Here is a 20,386-nt window from a genome sequence, read left to right on the forward strand (position 1 = left end):
ACAGGCCGCTGAAGGCCGCTTTACGAACCATCACGGGAGGAGAAGAGCATGATCAAGACCGCACTATCCCTAGCAATCGCCGGCTTCCTCTGGAGCGCTCCGGCCGGCGCCCAGCAACGCAATCTCGGGCCGGCGACTGGCTCGGTCAGCATCCGCCAACTCCAGGTCGCCTTCATCGGCTCGGGCGCAATCGGCGGCGGGGTTCTCAAATTCGGCGGGCGCTCCTACGACATCACCGTGGCGGGCCTGGGCGTCGGCGGCATCGGCGCATCGCGTCTGCTTGCCCGCGGGCCGGTCTATGGCTTGAAGCGCGTCGATGATTTCGTCGGTCCCTATGTCCAGCTGCGCGAGGGCTGGGCGATCGGCGACGAGGGGCGCGGCAGGCTCTGGCTGCGCAATGCCAAGGGCGTGACCTTGCGCCTCAACACCCAGCGGCGCGGTCTCCAGATCTCGCTTGGCGCCGACGGGGTCGTGATCGGCTTCAAGCAATAGCTCCATCATGCACCGAGGACGGGCGCCGTGCGCGGCGCCCGTCCTCGGTGTCGCCAAAGCGTTTTCGAGCGAAGTGGCTACCGGTTCGCGTGAAGAAAACGCGTTACAACAGGGGGAGTTTCGACATGACGAACATGACGACGGATGCGTCGGCACCAGCTTCGGCCGGATGGCGGTTCAAGCTCGGCATCTTCATCTTCATCTTCGCCTTCGCATTGTGGCTGCTCATTCCGATTGCAGCCTCTATGGGCGTTGCGGGGCCACGCATCGCAGCGATGACGGGTGTGATCTTCATCGCCAACAAGGTCCTGCTCCTGACTTGCATCGCGGTGATGGGCAAGGCCGGCTTCCAGCAGCTCAAGGGGCTGATCTTCGGCTATGCCAAGGGTTTGGCGCCGAGCGGCCCGATTGGCCCGGCACGCCATGTCATCGGATTGGTGATGTTTTGCCTGCCGCTCGTCACGGCGATGCTCGAACCCTATGTCGACCAGTTCTTTCCGGGGCTGAGGCCGAATATCTGGCAGCTCCAGGCGCTCGGCGACCTCATGCTGATCGCCAGCTTCTTCGTTCTGGGTGGCGATTTCTGGAACAAGATTCGCGCCTTGTTCGTGCGCACGACCACGGTCGTCGACCGCGGCGCAAGCAGCTAGGGCGTTCAAGCAGCTCGACCGCTTGCGAGCGAAGTGACGACCGCTTCACGTGAAGAAACCGCGTTGAAACAATGATCTAGAGCCATGTCCGATCAAACTGGATCGGACATGGCCCTAACGGCCGAAAGGAAGCCCGATGAGCACCGAGGCGCAAGGCGTCCCGATGGTGGAGGAGCCGCCGCCGCCTGCGGCAGGCGAGGCTAAAGGCAACCCCTTGCGCAAGACGGCGCTGGTGGTCGTGGCGGTCGTCGCGGTGCTGTTTGCGCTGTCGATCGCGATGGAACGCCTGACGCCATCCTCTGCGCAGGCGGTGGTTCAGGCCTATGTGGTGCGGATGGCGCCCGATGTCTCCGGCCGCGTGGTCGAGGTCGGTGTCGTCGACAATGCCCGCGTCGCGGCGGGCCAGCTCCTGTTCCGGATCGATGCCAGGCCTTTCGAGATTGCGGTGACGGAGGCGCAGGCGCAGGTCGAGCGCATCGGCCAGACGCTGGGCGCCTCGACGGCCGCAGTCGAGGCGGCCCAGGCGAAGCTGGTCAAGGCGGGGGCCGATTTCGAGAATGTGCAGTCCCAGACGCAGCGCACGCTCGAACTGGTGCAGCGCGGCATCACCGCCAAGGCCAAGGGCGACGAGGCGCGCGCGGCTCTGGAGGGGGCACGTGCGGCGGTCGACGGCGCGCAGGCCGACCTGGCGAAGGCGCGCCAGGAGCTTGGACCGGCAGGCGCCGACAACCCGCAATTGCGGGGAGCCCTGGCGCAGCTCGAGCGGGCCCGCCTCAACCTGCTGCACACCTCGGTCGTGGCGCCGGCAGCCGGCGTGGTCTCCAATCTTCAGCTCGCCACCGGCCAGTTCATCGGCGCGGGCCAGGCCGCCCTGACCTTCATCGATGCGAGCTCGATCTGGATTTCGGCGAACTTCAAGGAAAACAGCCTGGAGCATATGTCGCAGGCCGACAGCGCCGAGATCGTGATCGACGCGCTGCCAGGCAGCGTCTTCAAGGCAAAGGTGGAGAGCATCGGCTGGGGGGTCTCGCAAAACAGCGTCGATCCCAGCACGGGCCTGCCCACCATCCGCAACAGCAGCAGCTGGATCCGCGATCCGCAGCGCTTCCCGGTGCGATTGATCTTCGACGGTGACCCGCCCAGCCGGGTGCGTTTCGGCTCCCAGGTCAATGTGGTCGTGTATACCGGCCAAAATCCCGTCGCCAATGCGCTCGGCGCCGCCTGGATCCGGATTATCTCGGTCCTGACCTATGCCAGCTGAGGCATCCCCGCAAAGCCAGGAGATCGCCCGTCAGCGGCGGATGGGGCTGCGGGTCGCGCTGGCGGTCTCGGTCGGGCTGAGCTTCGGCATCGGAAGCGGCGCGTTGATTCCGTTTCTGGGCCCGCTTTTCGCCGCGCAGTTCCTGCTCGGCGGCGCCAGGCCGCTGCCGCTTGCGAAGGCGATCGGAACTGTTGGGCTGATCCTGCTGGCCGGACAATTCTTCATCGTCATGGCCGGCCTGTTCGGCAGCCGGCCGTTGCAACTGCTCAGCCTGCTCGGGCTGTTCTTCTTCCTGTGCTTTTTTGTTCAGGCGCAGGGCAAGGGTGGGCCGGCCATCTTCCTGTCCCTGGTCATCGCGGTCATGGTGCCGCTGCTCGACCTGCTCCATGGCGATCTCGACCAGAGCATGATCATGGTTCTGTTCCAGGGCGCCGTCAGCGGCGTCGTGCTGTCCTGGCTCGCCCATGCCGCTGTGCCTGAGCCTACTGGGGCCGCGGATAAATTGCCGCCACAGGCCGTCGCGCTGAGCAACCCGACCGCCCGCGCCTTGGCCAACACGGCCATCCTGCTGGGTTCGGTGACGCTGTGCCTGACCAACAGCGCTTTCTCCTCGGCGATCGTCATCCCGATCACCGTCGCGTCGCTGCTGCTCCAGCTCGATCTCGCCGGCGGCGCGCGCGCGGCGCTGGGCCTCGTTGCGGTCAACCTGCTCGGCGGGGTGCTCGCCTCGCTGGCGTTCACCTTCCTCGAAATCCGCCCGTCGCTGCTCCTGCTGTTTCTCGTCACGCTGCTGGTCGGCCTCATCCTGGGTGGCCGGGCCGCGATGCTGTCACCACTGGGCAAGGTCTATGGCGGGGCGCTGACGACATTCCTGATCCTGCTGGGAACCGGCCTGTCGCCCTTGCCGACATCGACGCCGGAATCGTTCTCGACGCGGGTCTTCTATGTGCTGCTCGCCATCGCCTACGCGTTGTGTGCGACCGCGCTGCTATGGTCGCGCGAGCCGGTTCAGCGACGCGTCAGCAGCCAGGGGTAGCGGCGCAGATATCTGTCGCAGACCCGTTGTTCCAGGCCTTTGGCGTGAGCCGCGGAGAACTCCTTGGCGAAGTCCGCACTGCCCATCGTTATTGCCCGTGACGAGATGCCCCCAGCCTTGCTGTCGCGATAGGCTTGCGCCTGCGATCCCGTCTCGACGAGCGCGAGGCCGCGGCAGCGCGACGCCGCCTCGTTGGCCGCGCCGATCTGGTAGAGAGCCCGGGGCGAGCCCGCCTCCGGCGGCGCCTGGGCGGACGCCGGCAAGGCCGCGACCAGGGCCAGCATCAGCAGCGCCGCCGCGAATTTTTCTTGCAACGACGCCTCCTGTAGTCGTGATCTCAACGCGATAGAATTCGTTATAATCACAAATGGTTACATAGAATTATTGAATCAGTTTCGAAGAATTCCAGGACGCTTCGAAGAGATCCAGGACGCTTCAAAAAAACCAAGACGCTTCGACTGTTTCAGCCATGGGCATGCCAGCATGCCGCCGCACCAGCCGGGACGCAAATCTCGGCTTTCCCAGGGCTGACCAGCTGCCGCTCATGAGCCTGTCTCGACGCCGCGAACCTCTGCGCCGGGGCAGTCAGGTTCAAGCCTCGGCGCGTGAATCTGCCGGGAGAGCGAGGCCGCGCGGGAGCTGCTGCGCCGCTGCGCAGTCTGAGCTTTCGCCCTGCCTCTGCTTTTTAGAACCCTGCTTCCAGAAATTGACATCGACAGCGCATCGAGCCTCGGGGCAGTTGAGTTCCCCTGCGCGATGCGCGTCGAATCGGCTGGCGCGTACCGCCGACAGGAGCGCTTCTCTTGTGAAGATCGAGCGTATTATAATAATTATAAAGTAATAGTTGCCGATTCAGCACATTAAGATTGAATCAAATTCTGAATATACAGAGTATATTGACGTAAATTACTCTCAGGAACGATAAGCGACGAGATTGTTGCCGCTTTGCCGGCGTGCCCGGCGCGCCTTGTTCCCGAGAGACTGCCATGAAGCTTGCCGATGTTCCGCCCGCAGATGTCGCCGCCCCGCGCTGTGGCGGAGGCCGCTACCGCTACCTGACGCAAGGGCTGGCGTCGCTGCTTCTGGGGAGTGTGGGCCTCGGTCTCGCGACAGCCGCAGCCTGGGCCCAGGAGCGGGGCGGGGGCGCGCTGCAGCTTGACGAGATCGTCGTGGACGGCCCGGCGAAGCCGGGTGCGGTTCCGCCGGTTTTCGCCGGGGGGCAGGTGGCGCAGGGTGGGCGGCTTGGCCTGCTTGGCAATGCCGAGACCCTCAAATCCCCCTTCAATATGACGAGCTATACGGCCGAGCTGATCGCAAATCTGCAGGCTTCGAGCGTCGCCGACGCGCTGATCCTCGACCCCTCGGTGCGCAGCTCTCATCCGAGCGGCGGCATCGTCGAATCCTTCAACATCCGCGGCTTCCCGGTGGGAGAGGGCAACAGCGGCGAGATCGCCTTCGACGGCGTCTTCGGCGTGGCGCCGAACTACCGCGTCTTCACCGACTATGCCGAGCGCATCGAGGTGCTGAAGGGGCCCGCCGCGGCGCTGTCCGGTATCGCGCCCAATGGCGGCATCGGCGGGGTCATCAACATCGTGCCGAAGCGCGCGGAAGCCGATCTGACGCGTGTCGGAACGGAGTTTTCCTCGAAAGCCTATGGCGGCGCCAGCTTTGACATCGCTCGGCGCTACGGAGCGGCGCGCGAATTCGGCGTGCGCGTCAATGGCAGCTTGCGCGGTGGCGACACGGCGATCGACAACCAGCGCAACACCACGGGGATCGGCTCGCTGGCGCTGGACTATCAGGGCGAGCGTTTCCGAAGCTGGGTCTATGTGCTGGCCCAGCGCGACAGCTGGGATGCGCCGTCGCGCCCCTACAGGATGAGCCCCGGCATTCCGGTTCCGAACGCGCCGGGTGGCGCCCGCAACATGATCCAGCCCTGGGAATTCTCGCAGGTCGACGACTCTTCGGCGCTGATCAAGAACGAATATGATCTCACAGACACTGTAACGCTGTTCGCCAATGCCGGAGGCTCGCGGACGCGGGTCAACCGCTTCTTCGCCAATTCGCCCTTGCCCACGATTCTCAATCTGAATGGCGACACCACTCAGGCGCCGCAATATTTCGACATGACGATCGCTCGGCAGACCTATGACGCCGGTTTCCGCGCTCGTTTCGATACTGGCTTCGTCAAGCATGCGCTGACGTTCCAGGCCTCCTACTACCGCGAGGAGACCGATCGGGCTCTGACCACTGGGCGCGCCTTCGCCTCGAACATCTACGCTCCGGCCCTGACGGCACCGCAATTCGCGACGCGCGCGCCCCGCATCAGGCTCTCTGACAGCGACCTGACGAGCGTCGCTCTGGCCGACACGCTGTCGGTGCTGGACGAGCGTGTCGCCCTGACGCTCGGTGTCCGCAGGCAGTCGGTCCAATCCACCAATTATGCGACGACGAATGGGGCGGTCACCTCGTCCTATGACGAGAGCGCCACGACCCCGCTGGTCGGACTCGTCCTGCGGCCGCACCAGAACCTGTCGCTCTATGCCAATTATGTGGAAGGGCTGAGCCGTGGCGACATCGCCCCCAACACGGCCAGCAATGCCGGAGAGACCTTCGCCCCCTATCGGACGAAGCAGTACGAGGCCGGCGCGAAGCTGCAATATGGCAGCTTCGGCGCGACGCTTGCCGGCTTTCAGATCACCAAGCCGAGCGGCGAGCTCAACGGCAATCTGTTCGTCGTCGGTGGCGAGCAGCGCGTTCGCGGGTTAGAGTTCAATGTTTACGGCGAGGTCGCGTCCGGGCTGCGGCTCCTGGGCGGGCTCGCCTTGCTCGATGGAAAACTGACCAAGACGGCAGTCGTCGCCAATCGCGGCAACGACCCGATCGGCGTGCCCTCGACCCAATTCAATCTCGGCGCCGAATGGGATGTGCCCTGGTTCAAGGGCCTGACGCTGACGGGCACGCTGGTCTACACCGGCAAGCAGTATATCGACGCCGCCAACACCCAATCCCTGCCGGACTGGGCGCGGCTCGATATCGGGGCGCGCTACGCCACCGAGATCGCCGGCCGCAAGACGACCTTCCGAGCCTCCGTCCAGAACGTCACGGCGGAAAAATACTGGTCGAGCGTCGCCTCCTTCGGGACCTTCTATCTCGGCGCGCCGCGGACCTTCCGGCTGTCCATGGCGGTCGACCTGTGAGAGCCGGTTTGGAAGCTCCGCGAGCCCTCATCCTGAGGAGCCATTCCGCAAGGAATGGCGTCTCAAAGGATGCTCCAGGAGGCTCCGGAGATATCTGGAGCATCCTTCGAGACGCCGCTTCGCGGCTCCTCAGGATGAGGGCTCGAATTTCCAAACGAGCTTTGAGGGTGACGGGGCTCGCCATCGGCTTGCCGGGGTCCATCCTGCTGTCGCTGAGCGTCATCCTCTGCAGCGCGGCTGCCGGCGCAGAGCAGGTCACGGTGACGGATGTGCTTGGGCGCAGCGTCAAAGTGACGGTGCCGGTCGAGCGGGTGCTGCTTGGCGAGGGGCGGCAGATCCACATCGTCGCCGCGCTCGATCGCGAGGCTCCCTTCCGCCGCGTGATCGGGTGGGGGGATGATCTCGAAAAGGCCGACCCCGACACCTACCGGGCCTATCTCGCCCGCAATCCCGAGATCGCCGCATTGCCCAAATTCGGCTCAGCGAGCCAGGGCGGCTTCGATATCGAAAAGGCCGTCTCGTTGAAGCCGGACGTAGTCTTTCTGAATGTCGAGGCGCAGCGTGCCGGGGAGGAGATGCAGCTCATCGAAAAACTCGCTGCTGTCGGCGTGCCGGTCGTCTACATCGATTTTCGTCATGCGCCGTTCCGCAACACCGAACCGTCGATAAGGCTGATGGGGCGGCTCTTTGGCCGGTCGGAGGTCGCGGAGGCGTTGATCGCCTTTCGCGCGAGCGAGATCGCGCGGGTGACCGAGCAGCTGGCCAAGGCGCAGGATCTCAGGCGGCCGCTGGTGATGCTCGACCGGATACCCGGCTATTCCGACGATTGCTGCATGACCTTCGGCCCTGAGAACTTCGGCAAGATGGTCGAGATCGCCGGCGGGACGAATCTTGGAAGCGAATTGCTGTCGGGGACATTCGGGACGATCAATCCGGAAACGATCGTCGCCCGCAATCCCGAAATCGTCATCGCGACCGGCGGCAATTGGGGCACGCTTGCTCCCGGGGGAGGCTGGGTCGGCCTGGGGCCGGGAGCCGATCTCGATGAGGCCAAGCGCAAGCTCGCGGCACTCGCCAGGCGTCCCGCCTTCGCCCAGACGGCGGCCGTCGCGAATGGTCGCGTCTATGCGATCTGGCACCAGTTCTACAACAACCCCTACCAGTTCGTGGCGATCCAGCGGATCGCAGGCTGGCTCCATCCCGCGCTCTTCGCCGATCTCGATCCGGAGGAGACACTGCGCCAACTCCATGAGCGCTTCCTGCCGCTGCCTTATCGGCCCGGCTACTGGGTTGGGCTCGATGAGAGGCGAAAGGGCGACAAGCCTGCACCGTGAAGCGTGGCGGCTCCGCGCGGTCGATGCCGTCAATCGGGCTTTCGGGCGGAGACCAGGAAGCGGTCCTGGCTGGCGCGCTCCAGCCGCTGGTGCAGCGGCATGAAGCGGCCTTGCGCGCGATGGATCGCATGCAGGTCGCGGTCGATCGCGATGTCGACGAAGCCTGCCTCGCCGAGCAGTCTTGCGACCTCTTCGGGCCGGCATCCCTGGGAGAAATAGACCCGCGAGACGATGCCGGCATGCACGGCGGCGTGCGCCGCCGGCGGCGGCAGTTTCGCGAAACGCTTGGCGATCCCGGCGAGCAGGCGCAGCGCCCTGCCATTGCCCGGGCGTGGATTGGTCATGTCGACATCGATGATCGCGACCTTGCCGCCGGGCTTGAGGACGCGGAACCACTCGCGGAAAGAGGCGGGCGGATTCGGCAGCGTCCAGACCAGATGGCGCGTCGCCACCACGTCATAGCTGCCGTCTGCCTCGAGCGTGTCCTCGGCGTCGCCGGCATAGAGGCGGATCGGCTTGCCCGCGGTCTTGGCGCGCGCCCGGGCAAGCATCGCCTCGGAGAGGTCGAGCCCCGTCACGCTATAGCCGAGCTCCGCCAGCAGCAGTGAAATCACGCCTGTTCCGCTGGCAAGATCGAGGGCTCTTCCGCCTTTCATCTCGCCGTCCTGGGCCTCGCCGAGATGGCGCGCGAACAGCGCAAGCCAGGCCAGCCGCTCATCGGCCGAGAAGATCTCGTGGCCGGGCTGGCTGTCAAAACTCTCCGAGCGCATCGACCAATAGTCGCGGATCTCGTCTTTCAGGCTGAGATTATGATGCAAGGCCGTCATGGCTGGGCGCCCGTCACGTTGGACGGTTTGCAGAGCACGAAAGCAGTGGCCCGGGCAAGCGCGGAATAGGGCCAGGGCAGGTCGGGATTCAACTGTACCGGATCGCGGCCAAATCTTTGTTTAGACCAATTCAAAAAGATAAACCTTGACCCTATACGGACCCAGACATACGAGCCCGAGACTTCTCCGAAGGGCTTTTCTGATGTTTTCTCTCCGCAGAATTCTTGGTGCTGCAGGCCTTGCGGCAGTGCTGCTGGTCGCGATCTCGCCGGCGCAGGCGGAGAAGGTCGCGGTCACCGACGTGCTCGGCCGCAAGGTCGAGGTCGAGGCGCCGGTCCAGCGCGTGATCCTGGGCGAGGGGCGGCAGATGTATTTCGTCGCCGCGCTGGATCGGGACGAGCCGTTCAAGCGTGTCGTCGGCTGGCGCGACGACCTGCCGAAGGCCGACCCCGACAGCTACAAGGCCTATCTCGCGCGCTATCCCGGGATCGCCAAACTCCCGACCTTCGGCGGCATGAAGGAGGGCGCCTTCGACATCGAGCAGGCGATTGCTCTCAAGCCCGACGTGCTCTTCCTCAATGTCGAGGCGAAGATCGCCAGCGACGAGGCGAGCCTGGTCGAGAAGCTCGCCGCGGTCGGTATCCCGGTGGTCTATGTCGATTTCCGCGAGAAGCCGTTCCAGAACACCGAGCCCTCGATGCGATTGATCGGCAAGCTCTTCGGCAAGGAGGCGATCGCCGAGGACTTCGTCTCCTTCCGCTCAGCCGAGATCGCCCGCGTCACCGAGCGGCTCGCCAAGGCTCCTAACCTGAAGAAGCCCGTCGTGATGATCGAGCGCGCCGGTGGTTATTCCGACGATTGCTGCATGTCCTTCGGCAACGAGAATTTCGGCAAGATGGTCGAGATCGCGGGCGGCAGGAATCTCGCCGCGGACCTGATCCCCGGCACCTTCGGCACCGTCAATGCGGAGGCGGTCGTCGCGGCCAATCCCGAAGTGGTGATCGTGACCGGCGGCAATTGGAGCGCCTATGTGCCCAACGGCGCCTGGGTCGGGCTTGGGCCGGGCAGCGATCTTCCTGAAGCGCGCCGCCGGCTTGCCGCGCTCGCCAAGCGCCCTGCCTTCGTGCAGACGCAAGCCGTGAAAAATGGTCGCGTCCACGCGATCTGGCACCAGTTCTACAACAGCCCCTATCAGTTCGTGGCGATCCAGGAGATCGCGACATGGCTGCATCCCGAACTGTTCAAGGATATCGATGCGGCTGCGACGTTGAAGACGCTGCATGAGCGCTTCCTGCCGCTGCCTTATGAGCCCGGCTACTGGGTCACGGTCGAGAGCAGGCCGGCGCAATGACCGTAACCGCTGCCCGGGACGCGGTGCAGGCGCGCTTCGCCTATCGCGCCCTGACATTCCGCCGGCGCCTGATCCTGCTTGGGCTGTTCGGGCTGCTGCTGGCGAGCTTCGTCGTCGACCTGATGCTGGGCCCGGCCCGCTACAGCGCCAGCCAGGTGCTCCAGGCGCTGTTCGATCCCGCGGGCGTGCCGGCTGCGCTGCGGGTGGTGATCTGGGATATCCGGCTGCCGGTCGCGCTGATGGCGGTCGTCACTGGCGCGTCGCTCGCGGTGGCGGGCGCGCAGATGCAGACCATCCTGAACAACCCGCTCGCCAGCCCCTTCACGCTCGGTATCTCGGCTGCGGCGAGCTTTGGCGCTGCGCTGGCGCTCGTCTTCGGCGTCGGCCTGCTGCCGATCGCAGCCGACTATATCGTCTCGATCAACGCCTTCATCGTGGCGATGGGCGCAGCGCTGCTGATCCACGTTCTCAGCCAGTCGCGCGGCGTCACCACCGAGACCGTGATCCTGCTCGGCATCGCGCTGGTCTTCACCTTCAACGCGCTGCTCGCATTGCTGCAATTCTTCGCCTCAGAACAGGCTCTCGGCGCAGTGGTGTTCTGGATGATGGGCTCGCTGACCAAGGCGAGCTGGAACAAGCTCGCCATCACCACCGGCGTGTTCGCCTTGAGCCTGCCCTTCTTCTTCCACCGCGCCTGGGCGCTGACGACGCTCAGGCTCGGTGACGACAAGGCGGCGAGCTTCGGCATCAACGTCAAGCGGCTGCGGCTCGAGATCATGCTGCTCGTCAGCCTGCTCGCTGCCGTCCCAGTCTCCTTCGTCGGCACGATCGGCTTCATCGGCCTCGTCGGCCCCCATATCGCGCGCATGGTGATCGGCGAGGACCAGCGCTTCTTCGTGCCGGCCTCGGCGCTGGCGGGAGCGGCGATCCTCTCGGCTTCCTCTGTCGTCTCGAAATCGCTGATCCCGGGCCTGATCTTCCCGATCAGCATCGTGACCGCGCTGATCGGCGTGCCCTTCTTCTTCAGCCTGATCATGACGAGCAGGAAGCGGTCATGGTGAGCCTCAGGCTCGACGGCGTCGGCGTGTCCTATGGCCGCCGCAGCGTCCTGGAAGGGATCACCACGCCTGTGCTCGCGGGCGGCGAAGTCGTCGCGGTGGTCGGGCCCAACGCGGCTGGCAAGTCGAGCCTGTTCCGGCGTATCGCCGGGTTGATCCCCGGCGTCGGTGAGGTCGCGATCGAAGGTCGCAGCGCGGTGGCGGGGCGCAGCCGGCCAAACGCTTGCTACCTGCCTCAGGACACGGCGGTGAATGCCGTGCTCACCGTCTACGAGTCGATCCTGCTCGCCTTCAAGCAGGGCGGCTCCTGGTCGGTCAGCGACGATGAGCTGAAGCGCATCGACACGGTGCTGCGCGAACTCGAGATCGAGGACCTGGCCTTCCGCGGGCTGGGCGAGCTCTCGGGCGGCCAGCGCCAGCTCGTCTCGATTGCCCAGACGCTGGCGCGCGAGCCCGACATCCTGCTGCTCGACGAACCGACCAGCGCGCTCGATCTCCACCGCCAGTTCGAGGTTCTCTCACTGGTGCAGCGGCTGGCCCGCGAGCGCGGCATGCTGGTGCTGATCTCGATCCACGATCTCAATCAGGCGCTGCGCTTCGCCGACCGCATCATGGTGCTGGCACGTTCGCGGCTGGTGGCGCTGGGAACGCCGCGGGAGATCGTGACGCCGGCGCTGCTCGCCGATGTCTATGGCGTGCGCGCCCGGGTCGAGATGCTGGAGGGCGAACAGCCTTATGTCGTCGTCGAGGGGGCCGTGGGGCGCGCGGCCTGAACCCGGCCGTCATCGCGCCGCTGGTTCAAGCTGACGACTATGCCGGCGACGCTGCGAATGTCCGCTTTCAGGCAGCCTCGTTGCCGTTCAAGCCATTTCACCCCTGAACGCGCCGGCGATATTCTCCCGGGGTAACACCGAGACATTGGCGGAAGACTGTCGTCAAATGAGACTGGCTTGAGAAGCCGCAAGCCAGCGCCACGTCGACGAGCCGCTCGTCCTTCCAGCGCAGCAGCGCACGAGCGCGTTCGATACGCCGCACCAGCACATAGGAATAAGGGGATATGCCGACTGTTTCCTGGAAGCGGCGGGCAAAATGATAAACGCTCATACCGGCGACAGCGGCGAGGGACGACAGCCGTAGGTCTTGGTCGATACGGTCCTCAATATAGTCGACGACGCGTGCGATCCCCCGTGCGGGAAGCTTGCCGAACGGCCCGTGCCCGTTTCGCTCGCCGTGGCTCGATAGCCGCTGGAGGAACGTTTCGGCGAGGATCAACGCCCAACTGTCGAGAAGCAGGTTCGTCGGCTCGATCAAGGAGGTCCTATGGCGAATGCGGTCCAGCCGACGGCATAGCTGGGCATCCGCGACGTCGGCGGGCATCCGGAGATGATCGTGGGTGAGCTCCCTTCCGAACAGCGAAGCGCAAACCATGCCCATCAGATCGAAAGGAAGATGGAACTGCACGAAGCTTACCGGCTGTTCGAAGCGCCATCGCGCGCCCTCGAACGGCAACATGGACACCAGGCCCGACGGCGCGGTATCGCGCCAGGCCGTTGCAGGGCTCGTTCGCAGTGAGGCACTGACGAATGTCGGGTCGCCCTCCTGCGGAGAATCCTCGATGGTCGAGAACCAGTAGCTCATCTTGAGCGACGTCGCCGTAGCTGCACCGATCGTGCGTACCGGGGCGATCAGATGGTCTCTCCAGTAAAGCGGTACGTGCGGGGAATGAATCGCCTTATAGGGCGCAAGGCCGGTGTCCACGCCATCACCCGTCTGGCCGTTACCGATCCCCTTCCAGGCGTCTTCGAATTTCAACCGCCCGTGCTCCGGGGTGCTTCGACGCATTTTGGCAGGCTCGAATTTACACCATCTGCAGCATGTCAGGAAGGCCGTGCCGGGACGGATCCACCCGCGCCGCAGCCTATCGAGACGTCGTCCAGAGGTCGGTGGGATCTGGGGAAATCCTATCGCCATCGAAGCTCTTGGCGCGGCAAAAAAGCAAGATTCTGTAATACACGCCGGCCGCGGCGCCCGCATCTAGGCGTCAACGGGCATTCGCACCGTTCGGCGCGGGGATGCTGGCAAAATTGCCTGCATACGAGGCGAGTTGCAGCGCAATGCAGCGGCAAGAGCGCCTGGCCGCTGTGAGAAGGGCCGCCGAGCGCCTGCGGCAAGTTCAGGGAGAGGGACGATGGAAAATCATGGACAGATTTCAGGGGGGCTCGATCGCCGGGACGCGCTGAAAACCGCGGGGACGGTGCTGGCGGCGTCGGTCACCGGAATGGCAGCGCCGGCCGCGGCGCAGGGGCGGCGGACAGCATCGGCCAAGTCCGACGAGCTGCCGATCGGCCAGCGGATGCAAGGCGTTCAACATTTCGGCCTCACGGTCCAGAACATGGAGCGAGCCTTCATCTTCTACACCGAGGTGCTAGGCGGAACCGAGGTGATGCGCGACGGCGATTTCCAAGGCGAACGGATCCACAATACGCTGCTGACTGGCCAGGAGATCGAAGCTCGCGCACGCGGCGTCAACCCACGCACGATGGGTATTCCTGACCTTCGCAGCGGTGCGCAGCGGCTCGACGTGCGCTTCATCCAGTTCGATAATGTCGTGGTCGAGCTCCTGCAATATCGCGATGCCGACCAGCCGATGGGCGGGCCACGGGCGTTCGCCGAGCCGCTTGATCACATGAGCCCCGCATTTCCGCGGATGATGCATATCTGCTTCCACATCCGCGACGATGTTGATTTCAACCAGTTCATTGCCGACCTCGAAGCGGAGTCTACTCGGCGCGGCATGACGAGCGTCCGCGCGAACCGCATCGTGACTGTGGCGAACGAAGCCGAGCGCCGCGCAGCCCCGCGCGACGCCAATTCCAACGGGATCGCCGAAGGCAAGTCGGACGGGTGGCGCTTGATCTACTGCACCGGCTCGGAAGGCGAGCAGCTCGAGTTCGTGCAGGCACTGGGTCCGGTCAAGCGGACCTTCGACGGCGCGCTCGAAGCGCGGCGCAAGATGGCGTCGTCATCCCGTTGAACGGGGCAAAAGCGGACCAGAATTTCGCATCTACCGCGGCATTGCACGCCCCTCCCCAGCGGGGGTGCAACTGGCTCCCGCGAGGCGTGAGCGCGACATACGAGCCGCGAAACCCAGGACGCAAGGAGATAAGCAATGCCGAGCAAGTTCTTGTCCCGCGTCATGCTGGCAACATTGGTAGCGGCCGCGCTCCCCATACCAGTGGCGATCGCCCGAGACACTGATGGAGTGCGCTACGCCGATATTCCTGCCGACGCTTATGCTGTCGTGGCCCAGGTTCGCGCCAAGCCGGGCAAGGAAGATGCCTTGCGTGCAATCACGCTACCGCTCGTGGCGCAGGTGCGCGCCGAGCCGAACAACCTGCTCTACTTTCTCCAGGAGAGCCGCGAGAGCCCCGGGCATTTCATCTTCACCGAGATTTTCGCCAGCCTGGCCGATTTCGAAGCGCATAATCGGACCCCGCATGTCCAGTCCTGGTTCGCACGCCTGCCAGAACTCGCCGATGGCGGGGTCACCGTGATCCGCATGGGCATCCTCGGGAACACGGCCTCGGGACGCTGACGAAAATGCGGCTTGAGGACCTGCCCACCCGGCCAACCACGGGAAGGGCTTGCGGTAGCCAGTTGCGGTGACCGCTGGGGGCGTAGCCATCAAGGCAATCGCTGTCCCGAACAGCAGATCCCCTGCCGGTGGTCACCGAAGCAGCAGAGGCACAACGAACAACGCCAGCGCGGATTTCCGCACTGGGCCCGGACCAGAAATCAGGCAGTCCATTGGGGACGTCAGCTTGCAGGCAAAGTCCCAATGTCTGGAAGTGTGGCGCCAGGCCGCCTCGAGTGCATACGGCAAGGCCTCCAGGAACCACCGGTTTGCGGCGAAGCGGTCGACGAACGACCAACGCCAAGCTGCTCAAGCGCGAACGCCATGAAGAAGCTGCTGAGCAGGAGGCCGCGTTCCGGCGAGGCGCTTGCAAGCTGGGCACCGATCTGCGGAAAGGCCGGCCGGATGATATTGATGGCCAGCGCGCCAAGCGCTGCCAGGCCGGCGAGCAGGAACAGGATCCCCTGGTCGCCCGTTGGCCGGAGAGCGTGGTCGTTGGAGCATCCCGCACGGGCTCAGTGCCCGCTGCGCTTGCGATGAGGGCCTCCGCCGAAGCGGTCGTCATTGGCGCGGGCTCGGCTGCCCATCGTGCGCAGACGACTGCGCCATGGCGCTAGCGGCCGCCGCCTGCAGGAACTGCTTCGACAGGCGCTCGTCGTTGACAGAGCGCGCGAGCAGAACTGCGCCGACCATCGTCGAGAGAATGGCCATGGCCTTGCCATCGGGCACGTCACCGTCTGCCTTGCCGACCCAGCTGCTCAGCATCTCAAGATGGTCTGCGATCCCGGCTTCGAACGCCGCCTTCACGTTCGGGCCTTGCCTGGCGGCATCCGAACCCAGCGCGACGATGGGACAACCATCGGTTTTCTCGGCGCAGTGACCCATGCTGAGATAGAAATCGACCACCGCCGCCAGCGGGGCCTCAGGATGGGACAGGGCGGCAGCCGACCACCGGCCCGTGGCGCTCTCCAGCGCGCGCCTGGACGCTTGCGCCGCGAGGTCGTCCTTGGATTCGAACTGCTTGTAGAAGGCGCCCTGCGTCAGCCCGGCGCCGGCCATCAGATCCTTCAGCCCGATGCCGTCGAAGCCATGCTCCCGGAAGAGACGGCTGGCCACCTCGATGACCATTTCCCGGTTTTCCTCGGCCTGCTGCCGCGTGACACGCATCGGGACCCTCCATAATTAGATTGCGTTCGACATCTATATTCGGTATAGCGGTCGAATGCAATCTAATTGGTTCAGGACGATGAGCAAGAAAAAGAAGTCGGTGATCGCCGCTGGGGGCGTCGTGCTCGCCGTGGCGGCAGTGGCGGGATTCGTCACCTTGTCGGCGCGCCCCCAGAGCGCATCTGCTGTCGGCGATCCCAGGCAGAATGCTCCGATCGTCAGGATGGTGACGCCGACGCCGGTGGTGGACGCCGAACGCCGCTTCACCGGTGCGGTCGCGGCCCGGGTGCAGAGCAATCTGGGCTTCCGCGTTCCCGGCAAGATCGTCGAACGCCTGGTGAATGTTGGCCATGCCGTGGCGGCCGGTCAGCCGTTGCTGCGGATCGACGAGACGGATTTGCGGCTCGCCCTCGCTGCCAAACGCAACGCCGTTGCGGCGGCTCGCGCTGTCCTGGTACAGGCCCGTGCCGACGAGAAGCGTTATGCCGTTCTGGTCAAGGACGGTTTCGCGGCCAGCCCACAGCGCTATGAACAGGCAAAGGCTGCACTCGACACCGCCGCCGCCCAGCTTGCGGCCGCCGAGGCCGACGAGAAAGTGGCTGAGAACGGATCGAGCTATTCGGTCCTCGTCGCCGACGCCGATGGAATCGTCGTCGAGACCCTCGGTGAGCCGGGCCAGGTCGTAACCGCCGGGCAGACCGTCATCCGGCTTGCCCAGGCCGGCCCGCGCGAGGCGGTCGTCGCGCTGCCTGAGACGATCAGGCCGGCCATCGGTTCTCCGGCCGTGGCCACTCTCTATGGCGCGGAGGCCCGCCGCTACGCGGCCACCCTCCGGCAGCTCTCGGATTCCGCGGATCCCCAGACCCGCACCTATGAAGCGCGCTATGTGCTCGACGGCGAGGCCGCCTCAGCGCCGCTCGGCGCAACCGTGACGATCCGGCTGGCCCATCAGACGAGCCAGCCCGAGATGGAAGTGCCGCTCGGTGCGGTGCTGGACGATGGCCGGAAGACGGGTGTCTGGCTGCTGGACGCTGCCTCCTCGACCGTGAAATTCCGCCCGATCACCCTGGTCCGGGTGACCAGCGAGACTGCGATCATAGCTGGGCTGAGCGCGGCCGAGCCGGTGGTGTCACTCGGGGCTCACTTGCTGCAGGACGGTGCGCGCGTCAGGACCGTGTCCCAAAGCGGGGGCACCAAATGAGCCTCAATCTTTCAGCGATCGCGGTTCGCGAACGGGCCGTCACCCTGTTCTCGATCATTCTGCTGGTGGCCGCCGGCATCTACGCCTTCTTCATGCTCGGCCGGGCGGAGGATCCGAGCTTCACCATCAAGACGCTGACCGTCACGACCGTATGGCCGGGTGCGACCGCGCGCGAGATGCAGGACCTGGTCGCCGAGCCGCTGGAGAAACGGATCCAGGAGTTGACCTGGTACGACCGCGTGGAGACGACGACCCGGCCGGGTTACGCCTATATGACAGTCACGCTGAAGGACAGCACGCCGCCTGCCGCGGTCGAGGGCGAGTTCTATCAGGCCCGCAAGAAGCTTGGAGACGAGGCTCGCAACCTGCCGCCTGGCGTTCTCGGCCCCTTCGTCAATGACGAATACTCGGATGTGAGTTTCGCCCTCTATGCCTTGAAGGCCAGGGGGATGCCGATGCGCGAGTTGGCGCGGCAGGCGGAGACCATCCGTCAGGACCTCCTGCATGTTCCCGGCGTCAAGAAAATCAACATCCTCGGCGAGCGGCCCGAGCAGATCTTCGTCGAGTTCTCGTTCTCAAAGCTCGCGACGCTGGGCATATCGGCGCAGGACATCATCACGGCCCTGCAGCGGCAGAACACCGTCACGCCCGCAGGCTCGATCGATACGAGCGGTCCGCAGATGTTCATTCGGGTCGACGGCGCCTATCAAGGCCTGAAGGCGATCGCCGACACGCCCATCGTCGCCGCGGGACGGACGCTGAAGCTCTCCGATATCGCCGATGTCCGCCGTGGCTACCAGGACCCCCCGACCTATCTGATCCGCCGTCAGGGCGAGGCCACGATCCTGGTTGCCGCCGTCATGCAGGCGGGCTGGGATGGCCTCGCGCTCGGCAAGGCGCTGGAAGACAAGACCGCGGCAATCGCGCAGACGCTGCCGCTCGGCATGACGCTCGACAAGGTGACCGACCAGGCCGTCAACATCACCTCGGCGGTCGACGAGTTCATGATGAAGTTCGCGATGGCGCTCGGCGTGGTGCTGCTGGTGAGCCTGCTCAGCCTCGGCTGGCGCGTCGGCATCGTCGTGGCCGCGGCCGTGCCGCTGACGCTTGCCGTCGTGTTCCTGATCATGCTGGAGACCGGCCGGTTCTTCGACCGCATCACGCTCGGCGCCCTCATCCTGGCGCTCGGCCTCCTGGTCGATGACGCCATCATCGCCATCGAGGTCATGGTGGTGAAGATGGAAGAGGGCATGGATCGCATCAAGGCGGCCGCCTATGCCTGGAGCCATACGGCGGCGCCGATGCTGTCGGGCACGCTGGTGACGATCGCCGGCTTCCTGCCGGTCGGTTTCGCACGTTCGACGGCCGGCGAATATGCCGGCAACATCTTCTGGGTCGTGGGGTTTGCTCTCATCGTCTCCTGGATCGTGGCGGTGGTCTTCACGCCCTATCTCGGCGTCAAGATGCTGCCCGACATCAAGCCGATTCCCGGCGGTGTGCACGCGATCTACGATACGCCGAATTATCGGCGGCTGAGGGGGCTGATCACCTTTGCCGTGCGCCACAAGTTCATGACATGCGCGATCGTCGTCGTGGCCTTCGTGCTGTCGGGCATCGGCATGGGCGGCGTCAAACAGCAGTTCTTCCCGACATCGGACCGCCCCGAAGTGCTGGTCGAGGTGCGCCTGCCCGAAGGCACCAGCGTTGAGACGACGACGGCTGCGGTCCAGAAGCTGGAAAGCTGGCTGGGCGGTCAGGCCGAGGCGACCATCGTCACCAGCTATGTCGGCCAGGGCGCGCCGCGCTTCTTCTTCGCGATGGCGCCCGAACTGCCCGATCCCGCCTTCGCCAAGATCGTCGTCCTGACAGCTGATGCCGGCGCGCGAGAGGCCTTGAAGCACAGGCTGCGCGAGGCCGTGTCCCATGGCCTTGTCCCTGAAGCCTTCGTGCGCGTCACCCAGCTCGTCTTCGGGCCCTATACACCGTTCCCGGTCGAGTTCCGCGTGATGGGCCCCGATCCGGCGCAGCTCTATGCGATTTCCGCACAGGCGCTGGAGGTGATGCGGGGCGTTGCGGACGTCCGTCAGGCCAACCGCGACTGGGGCAATCGCACGCCCGTGCTGCGCTTCGTGCCCGACCAGGACCGGCTTAACCTCATCGGCCTTTCGCCCGCGGCGGTTGGCCAGCAGCTTCAATTCCTGCTGACCGGCGTCACCGTCACGCAGGTTCGCGAGGATATCCGCAACGTGCCGGTGGTGGCGCGCAGCGCCGGTAGCGAGCGACTCGACCCGGCGCGTCTCGCGGACTTCTCGCTGATGAGCCGCGACGGTCGCCAGATCCCGCTCGACCAGATCGGTCACTCCGAAATGCGCCTGGAGGAGCCGATCCTGAAACGGCGCGACCGCACGCCCGTCATCACGATTCGCGCGGATATCAATGAGGCCACCCAGCCTCCGGAGGTCTCCAAGCAGATCATCACGGCCCTGCAGCCGCTGATCGCTTCACTCCCGGCGGGCTATCGCATCGAAATGGGAGGATCGATCGAGGAGGCGACCAAAGCCAATACCGCCTTGGGGAAGGTCTTTCCGGTGATGATCGCCGCCACGCTGATCGTCATCATGCTCCAGGTGCGCTCGTTCTCGATGATGGCGATGGTGCTGCTCACCGCGCCGCTGGGCGTGATCGGCGTCGTCCCGACATTGCTCCTCTTCAATCAGCCCTTCGGGTTCAACGCCATCCTCGGCCTGATCGGGCTGGCCGGCATCCTGATGCGCAACACCTTGATCCTGACCGAGCAGATCGAGGAAAACCGCGCTGCCGGCCTCGACGACTATCACGCCGTCATCGAAGCGACGGTGCAGCGAACAAGGCCGGTGATCCTGACGGCACTCGCCGCCGTGCTCGCCTTCATCCCCCTGACGCATTCCGTCTTCTGGGGATCGATGGCCTACACGCTGATCGGCGGCACTGCCGTCGGCACCGTGCTGATCCTGCTGTTCCTTCCCGCGCTCTATACCGCCTGGTTCCGCATCAAGCCGACGACCGATCACGAAAGCCGGGCTTCGTCGGGTAGCCCGGAACCGCACGTGGCATTGGAGGCAGGGGCCGAAGGCGCGCCGGAACTCGCCGGATGAAGGCCTGGTCCGCCACGACCCCGATTGGACCTGAGTGGAGC

Annotated in this window: 17 protein-coding genes; 13 read left to right on the plus strand and 4 right to left on the minus strand. The window is 65.1% G+C overall.

What is annotated here, in order from left to right:
• Nucleotides 1-48: 48 nt before the first annotated feature.
• From J2Y55_RS15475 to J2Y55_RS15490, 4 genes are all read left to right on the plus strand, one after another.
• Complete coding sequence (locus J2Y55_RS15475) at nt 49-492, plus strand: hypothetical protein (protein WP_310154799.1); 444 nt, start codon at nt 49-51, stop codon at nt 490-492.
• A 125-nt stretch (nt 493-617) separates the two neighbouring features.
• The gene (locus J2Y55_RS15480) at nt 618-1,142 is read left to right on the plus strand and encodes a transporter suffix domain-containing protein (RefSeq protein ID WP_310154801.1); all 525 of its coding nucleotides are present in this window, start codon (nt 618-620) and stop codon (nt 1,140-1,142) included.
• 136 nt (nt 1,143-1,278) lie between these two features.
• The gene (locus J2Y55_RS15485; protein WP_404978933.1) at nt 1,279-2,403 is read left to right on the plus strand and encodes an HlyD family secretion protein; all 1,125 of its coding nucleotides are present in this window, start codon (nt 1,279-1,281) and stop codon (nt 2,401-2,403) included.
• The gene (locus tag J2Y55_RS15490) at nt 2,393-3,439 is read left to right on the plus strand and encodes a hypothetical protein (RefSeq protein ID WP_310154804.1); all 1,047 of its coding nucleotides are present in this window, start codon (nt 2,393-2,395) and stop codon (nt 3,437-3,439) included. The genes J2Y55_RS15485 and J2Y55_RS15490 overlap by 11 nt, the downstream gene beginning before the upstream one ends.
• On the opposite strand, the gene J2Y55_RS15495 is transcribed toward J2Y55_RS15490, so the two are convergent.
• A complete protein-coding gene (locus J2Y55_RS15495; RefSeq protein ID WP_310154806.1) occupies nt 3,412-3,753 on the minus strand; it encodes a hypothetical protein in 342 nt (113 codons plus the stop codon). The genes J2Y55_RS15490 and J2Y55_RS15495 overlap by 28 nt on opposite strands.
• A gap of 672 nt (nt 3,754-4,425) precedes the next feature.
• Between J2Y55_RS15495 and J2Y55_RS15500 the strand changes: the two genes are divergently transcribed.
• On the plus strand, nt 4,426-6,639 hold the full coding sequence (locus J2Y55_RS15500; RefSeq protein WP_310154808.1) for a TonB-dependent receptor: 2,214 nt from the start codon (nt 4,426-4,428) through the stop codon (nt 6,637-6,639).
• 161 nt (nt 6,640-6,800) lie between these two features.
• Nucleotides 6,801-7,973, plus strand: coding sequence for an ABC transporter substrate-binding protein (locus J2Y55_RS15505; RefSeq protein WP_404978943.1), 1,173 nt, complete (start codon nt 6,801-6,803; stop codon nt 7,971-7,973).
• A 29-nt stretch (nt 7,974-8,002) separates the two neighbouring features.
• On the opposite strand, the gene J2Y55_RS15510 is transcribed toward J2Y55_RS15505, so the two are convergent.
• Nucleotides 8,003-8,800, minus strand: a complete 798-nt coding sequence (locus tag J2Y55_RS15510; RefSeq protein WP_310154815.1) for a class I SAM-dependent methyltransferase — start codon at nt 8,798-8,800, stop codon at nt 8,003-8,005.
• Between the two features lie 202 nt (nt 8,801-9,002).
• Between J2Y55_RS15510 and J2Y55_RS15515 the strand changes: the two genes are divergently transcribed.
• The 3 genes from J2Y55_RS15515 to J2Y55_RS15525 are packed head-to-tail and all read left to right on the plus strand — an operon-like array spanning nt 9,003 to nt 11,982.
• On the plus strand, nt 9,003-10,151 hold the full coding sequence (locus tag J2Y55_RS15515) for an ABC transporter substrate-binding protein (protein ID WP_310154817.1): 1,149 nt from the start codon (nt 9,003-9,005) through the stop codon (nt 10,149-10,151).
• Entirely contained in the window at nt 10,148-11,212 is a 1,065-nt protein-coding gene (locus J2Y55_RS15520) for a FecCD family ABC transporter permease (protein WP_310154819.1), read from the plus strand. Before J2Y55_RS15515 ends, J2Y55_RS15520 begins: the two co-directional genes overlap by 4 nt.
• Nucleotides 11,206-11,982, plus strand: coding sequence for an ABC transporter ATP-binding protein (locus J2Y55_RS15525; RefSeq protein WP_310154822.1), 777 nt, complete (start codon nt 11,206-11,208; stop codon nt 11,980-11,982). Before J2Y55_RS15520 ends, J2Y55_RS15525 begins: the two co-directional genes overlap by 7 nt.
• 97 nt (nt 11,983-12,079) lie before the next feature.
• Here J2Y55_RS15525 and J2Y55_RS15530 read toward each other — a convergent pair whose 3' ends face one another.
• Complete coding sequence (locus J2Y55_RS15530) at nt 12,080-13,021, minus strand: AraC family transcriptional regulator (protein ID WP_310154824.1); 942 nt, start codon at nt 13,019-13,021, stop codon at nt 12,080-12,082.
• A gap of 376 nt (nt 13,022-13,397) precedes the next feature.
• Between J2Y55_RS15530 and J2Y55_RS15535 the strand changes: the two genes are divergently transcribed.
• Both J2Y55_RS15535 and J2Y55_RS15540 read left to right on the plus strand, forming a co-directional pair.
• Nucleotides 13,398-14,243, plus strand: coding sequence for a VOC family protein (locus J2Y55_RS15535; RefSeq protein WP_310154827.1), 846 nt, complete (start codon nt 13,398-13,400; stop codon nt 14,241-14,243).
• Between the two features lie 135 nt (nt 14,244-14,378).
• Entirely contained in the window at nt 14,379-14,804 is a 426-nt protein-coding gene (locus tag J2Y55_RS15540; protein WP_310154830.1) for a putative quinol monooxygenase, read from the plus strand.
• A gap of 600 nt (nt 14,805-15,404) precedes the next feature.
• On the opposite strand, the gene J2Y55_RS15545 is transcribed toward J2Y55_RS15540, so the two are convergent.
• Nucleotides 15,405-16,010: a TetR/AcrR family transcriptional regulator gene (locus tag J2Y55_RS15545; protein ID WP_310154833.1), complete on the minus strand. Its 606-nt coding sequence runs from the start codon at nt 16,008-16,010 to the stop codon at nt 15,405-15,407.
• Nucleotides 16,011-16,089: 79 nt separating this feature from the next.
• On the opposite strand from J2Y55_RS15545, the gene J2Y55_RS15550 reads away from it, so the two are divergent.
• Together J2Y55_RS15550 and J2Y55_RS15555 are read left to right on the plus strand one after the other, a co-directional pair.
• Entirely contained in the window at nt 16,090-17,211 is a 1,122-nt protein-coding gene (locus J2Y55_RS15550; protein WP_310154835.1) for an efflux RND transporter periplasmic adaptor subunit, read from the plus strand.
• Nucleotides 17,208-20,345 (plus strand): efflux RND transporter permease subunit, encoded by a 3,138-nt coding sequence (locus J2Y55_RS15555; RefSeq protein ID WP_310154839.1) that lies wholly within the window; start codon nt 17,208-17,210, stop codon nt 20,343-20,345. The genes J2Y55_RS15550 and J2Y55_RS15555 overlap by 4 nt, the downstream gene beginning before the upstream one ends.
• Nucleotides 20,346-20,386: the final 41 nt, after the last annotated feature.

The sequence above is a fragment of the Allobosea sp. BE125 genome, assembly GCF_031456075.1.
GTDB lineage: Bacteria > Pseudomonadota > Alphaproteobacteria > Rhizobiales > Beijerinckiaceae > Allobosea.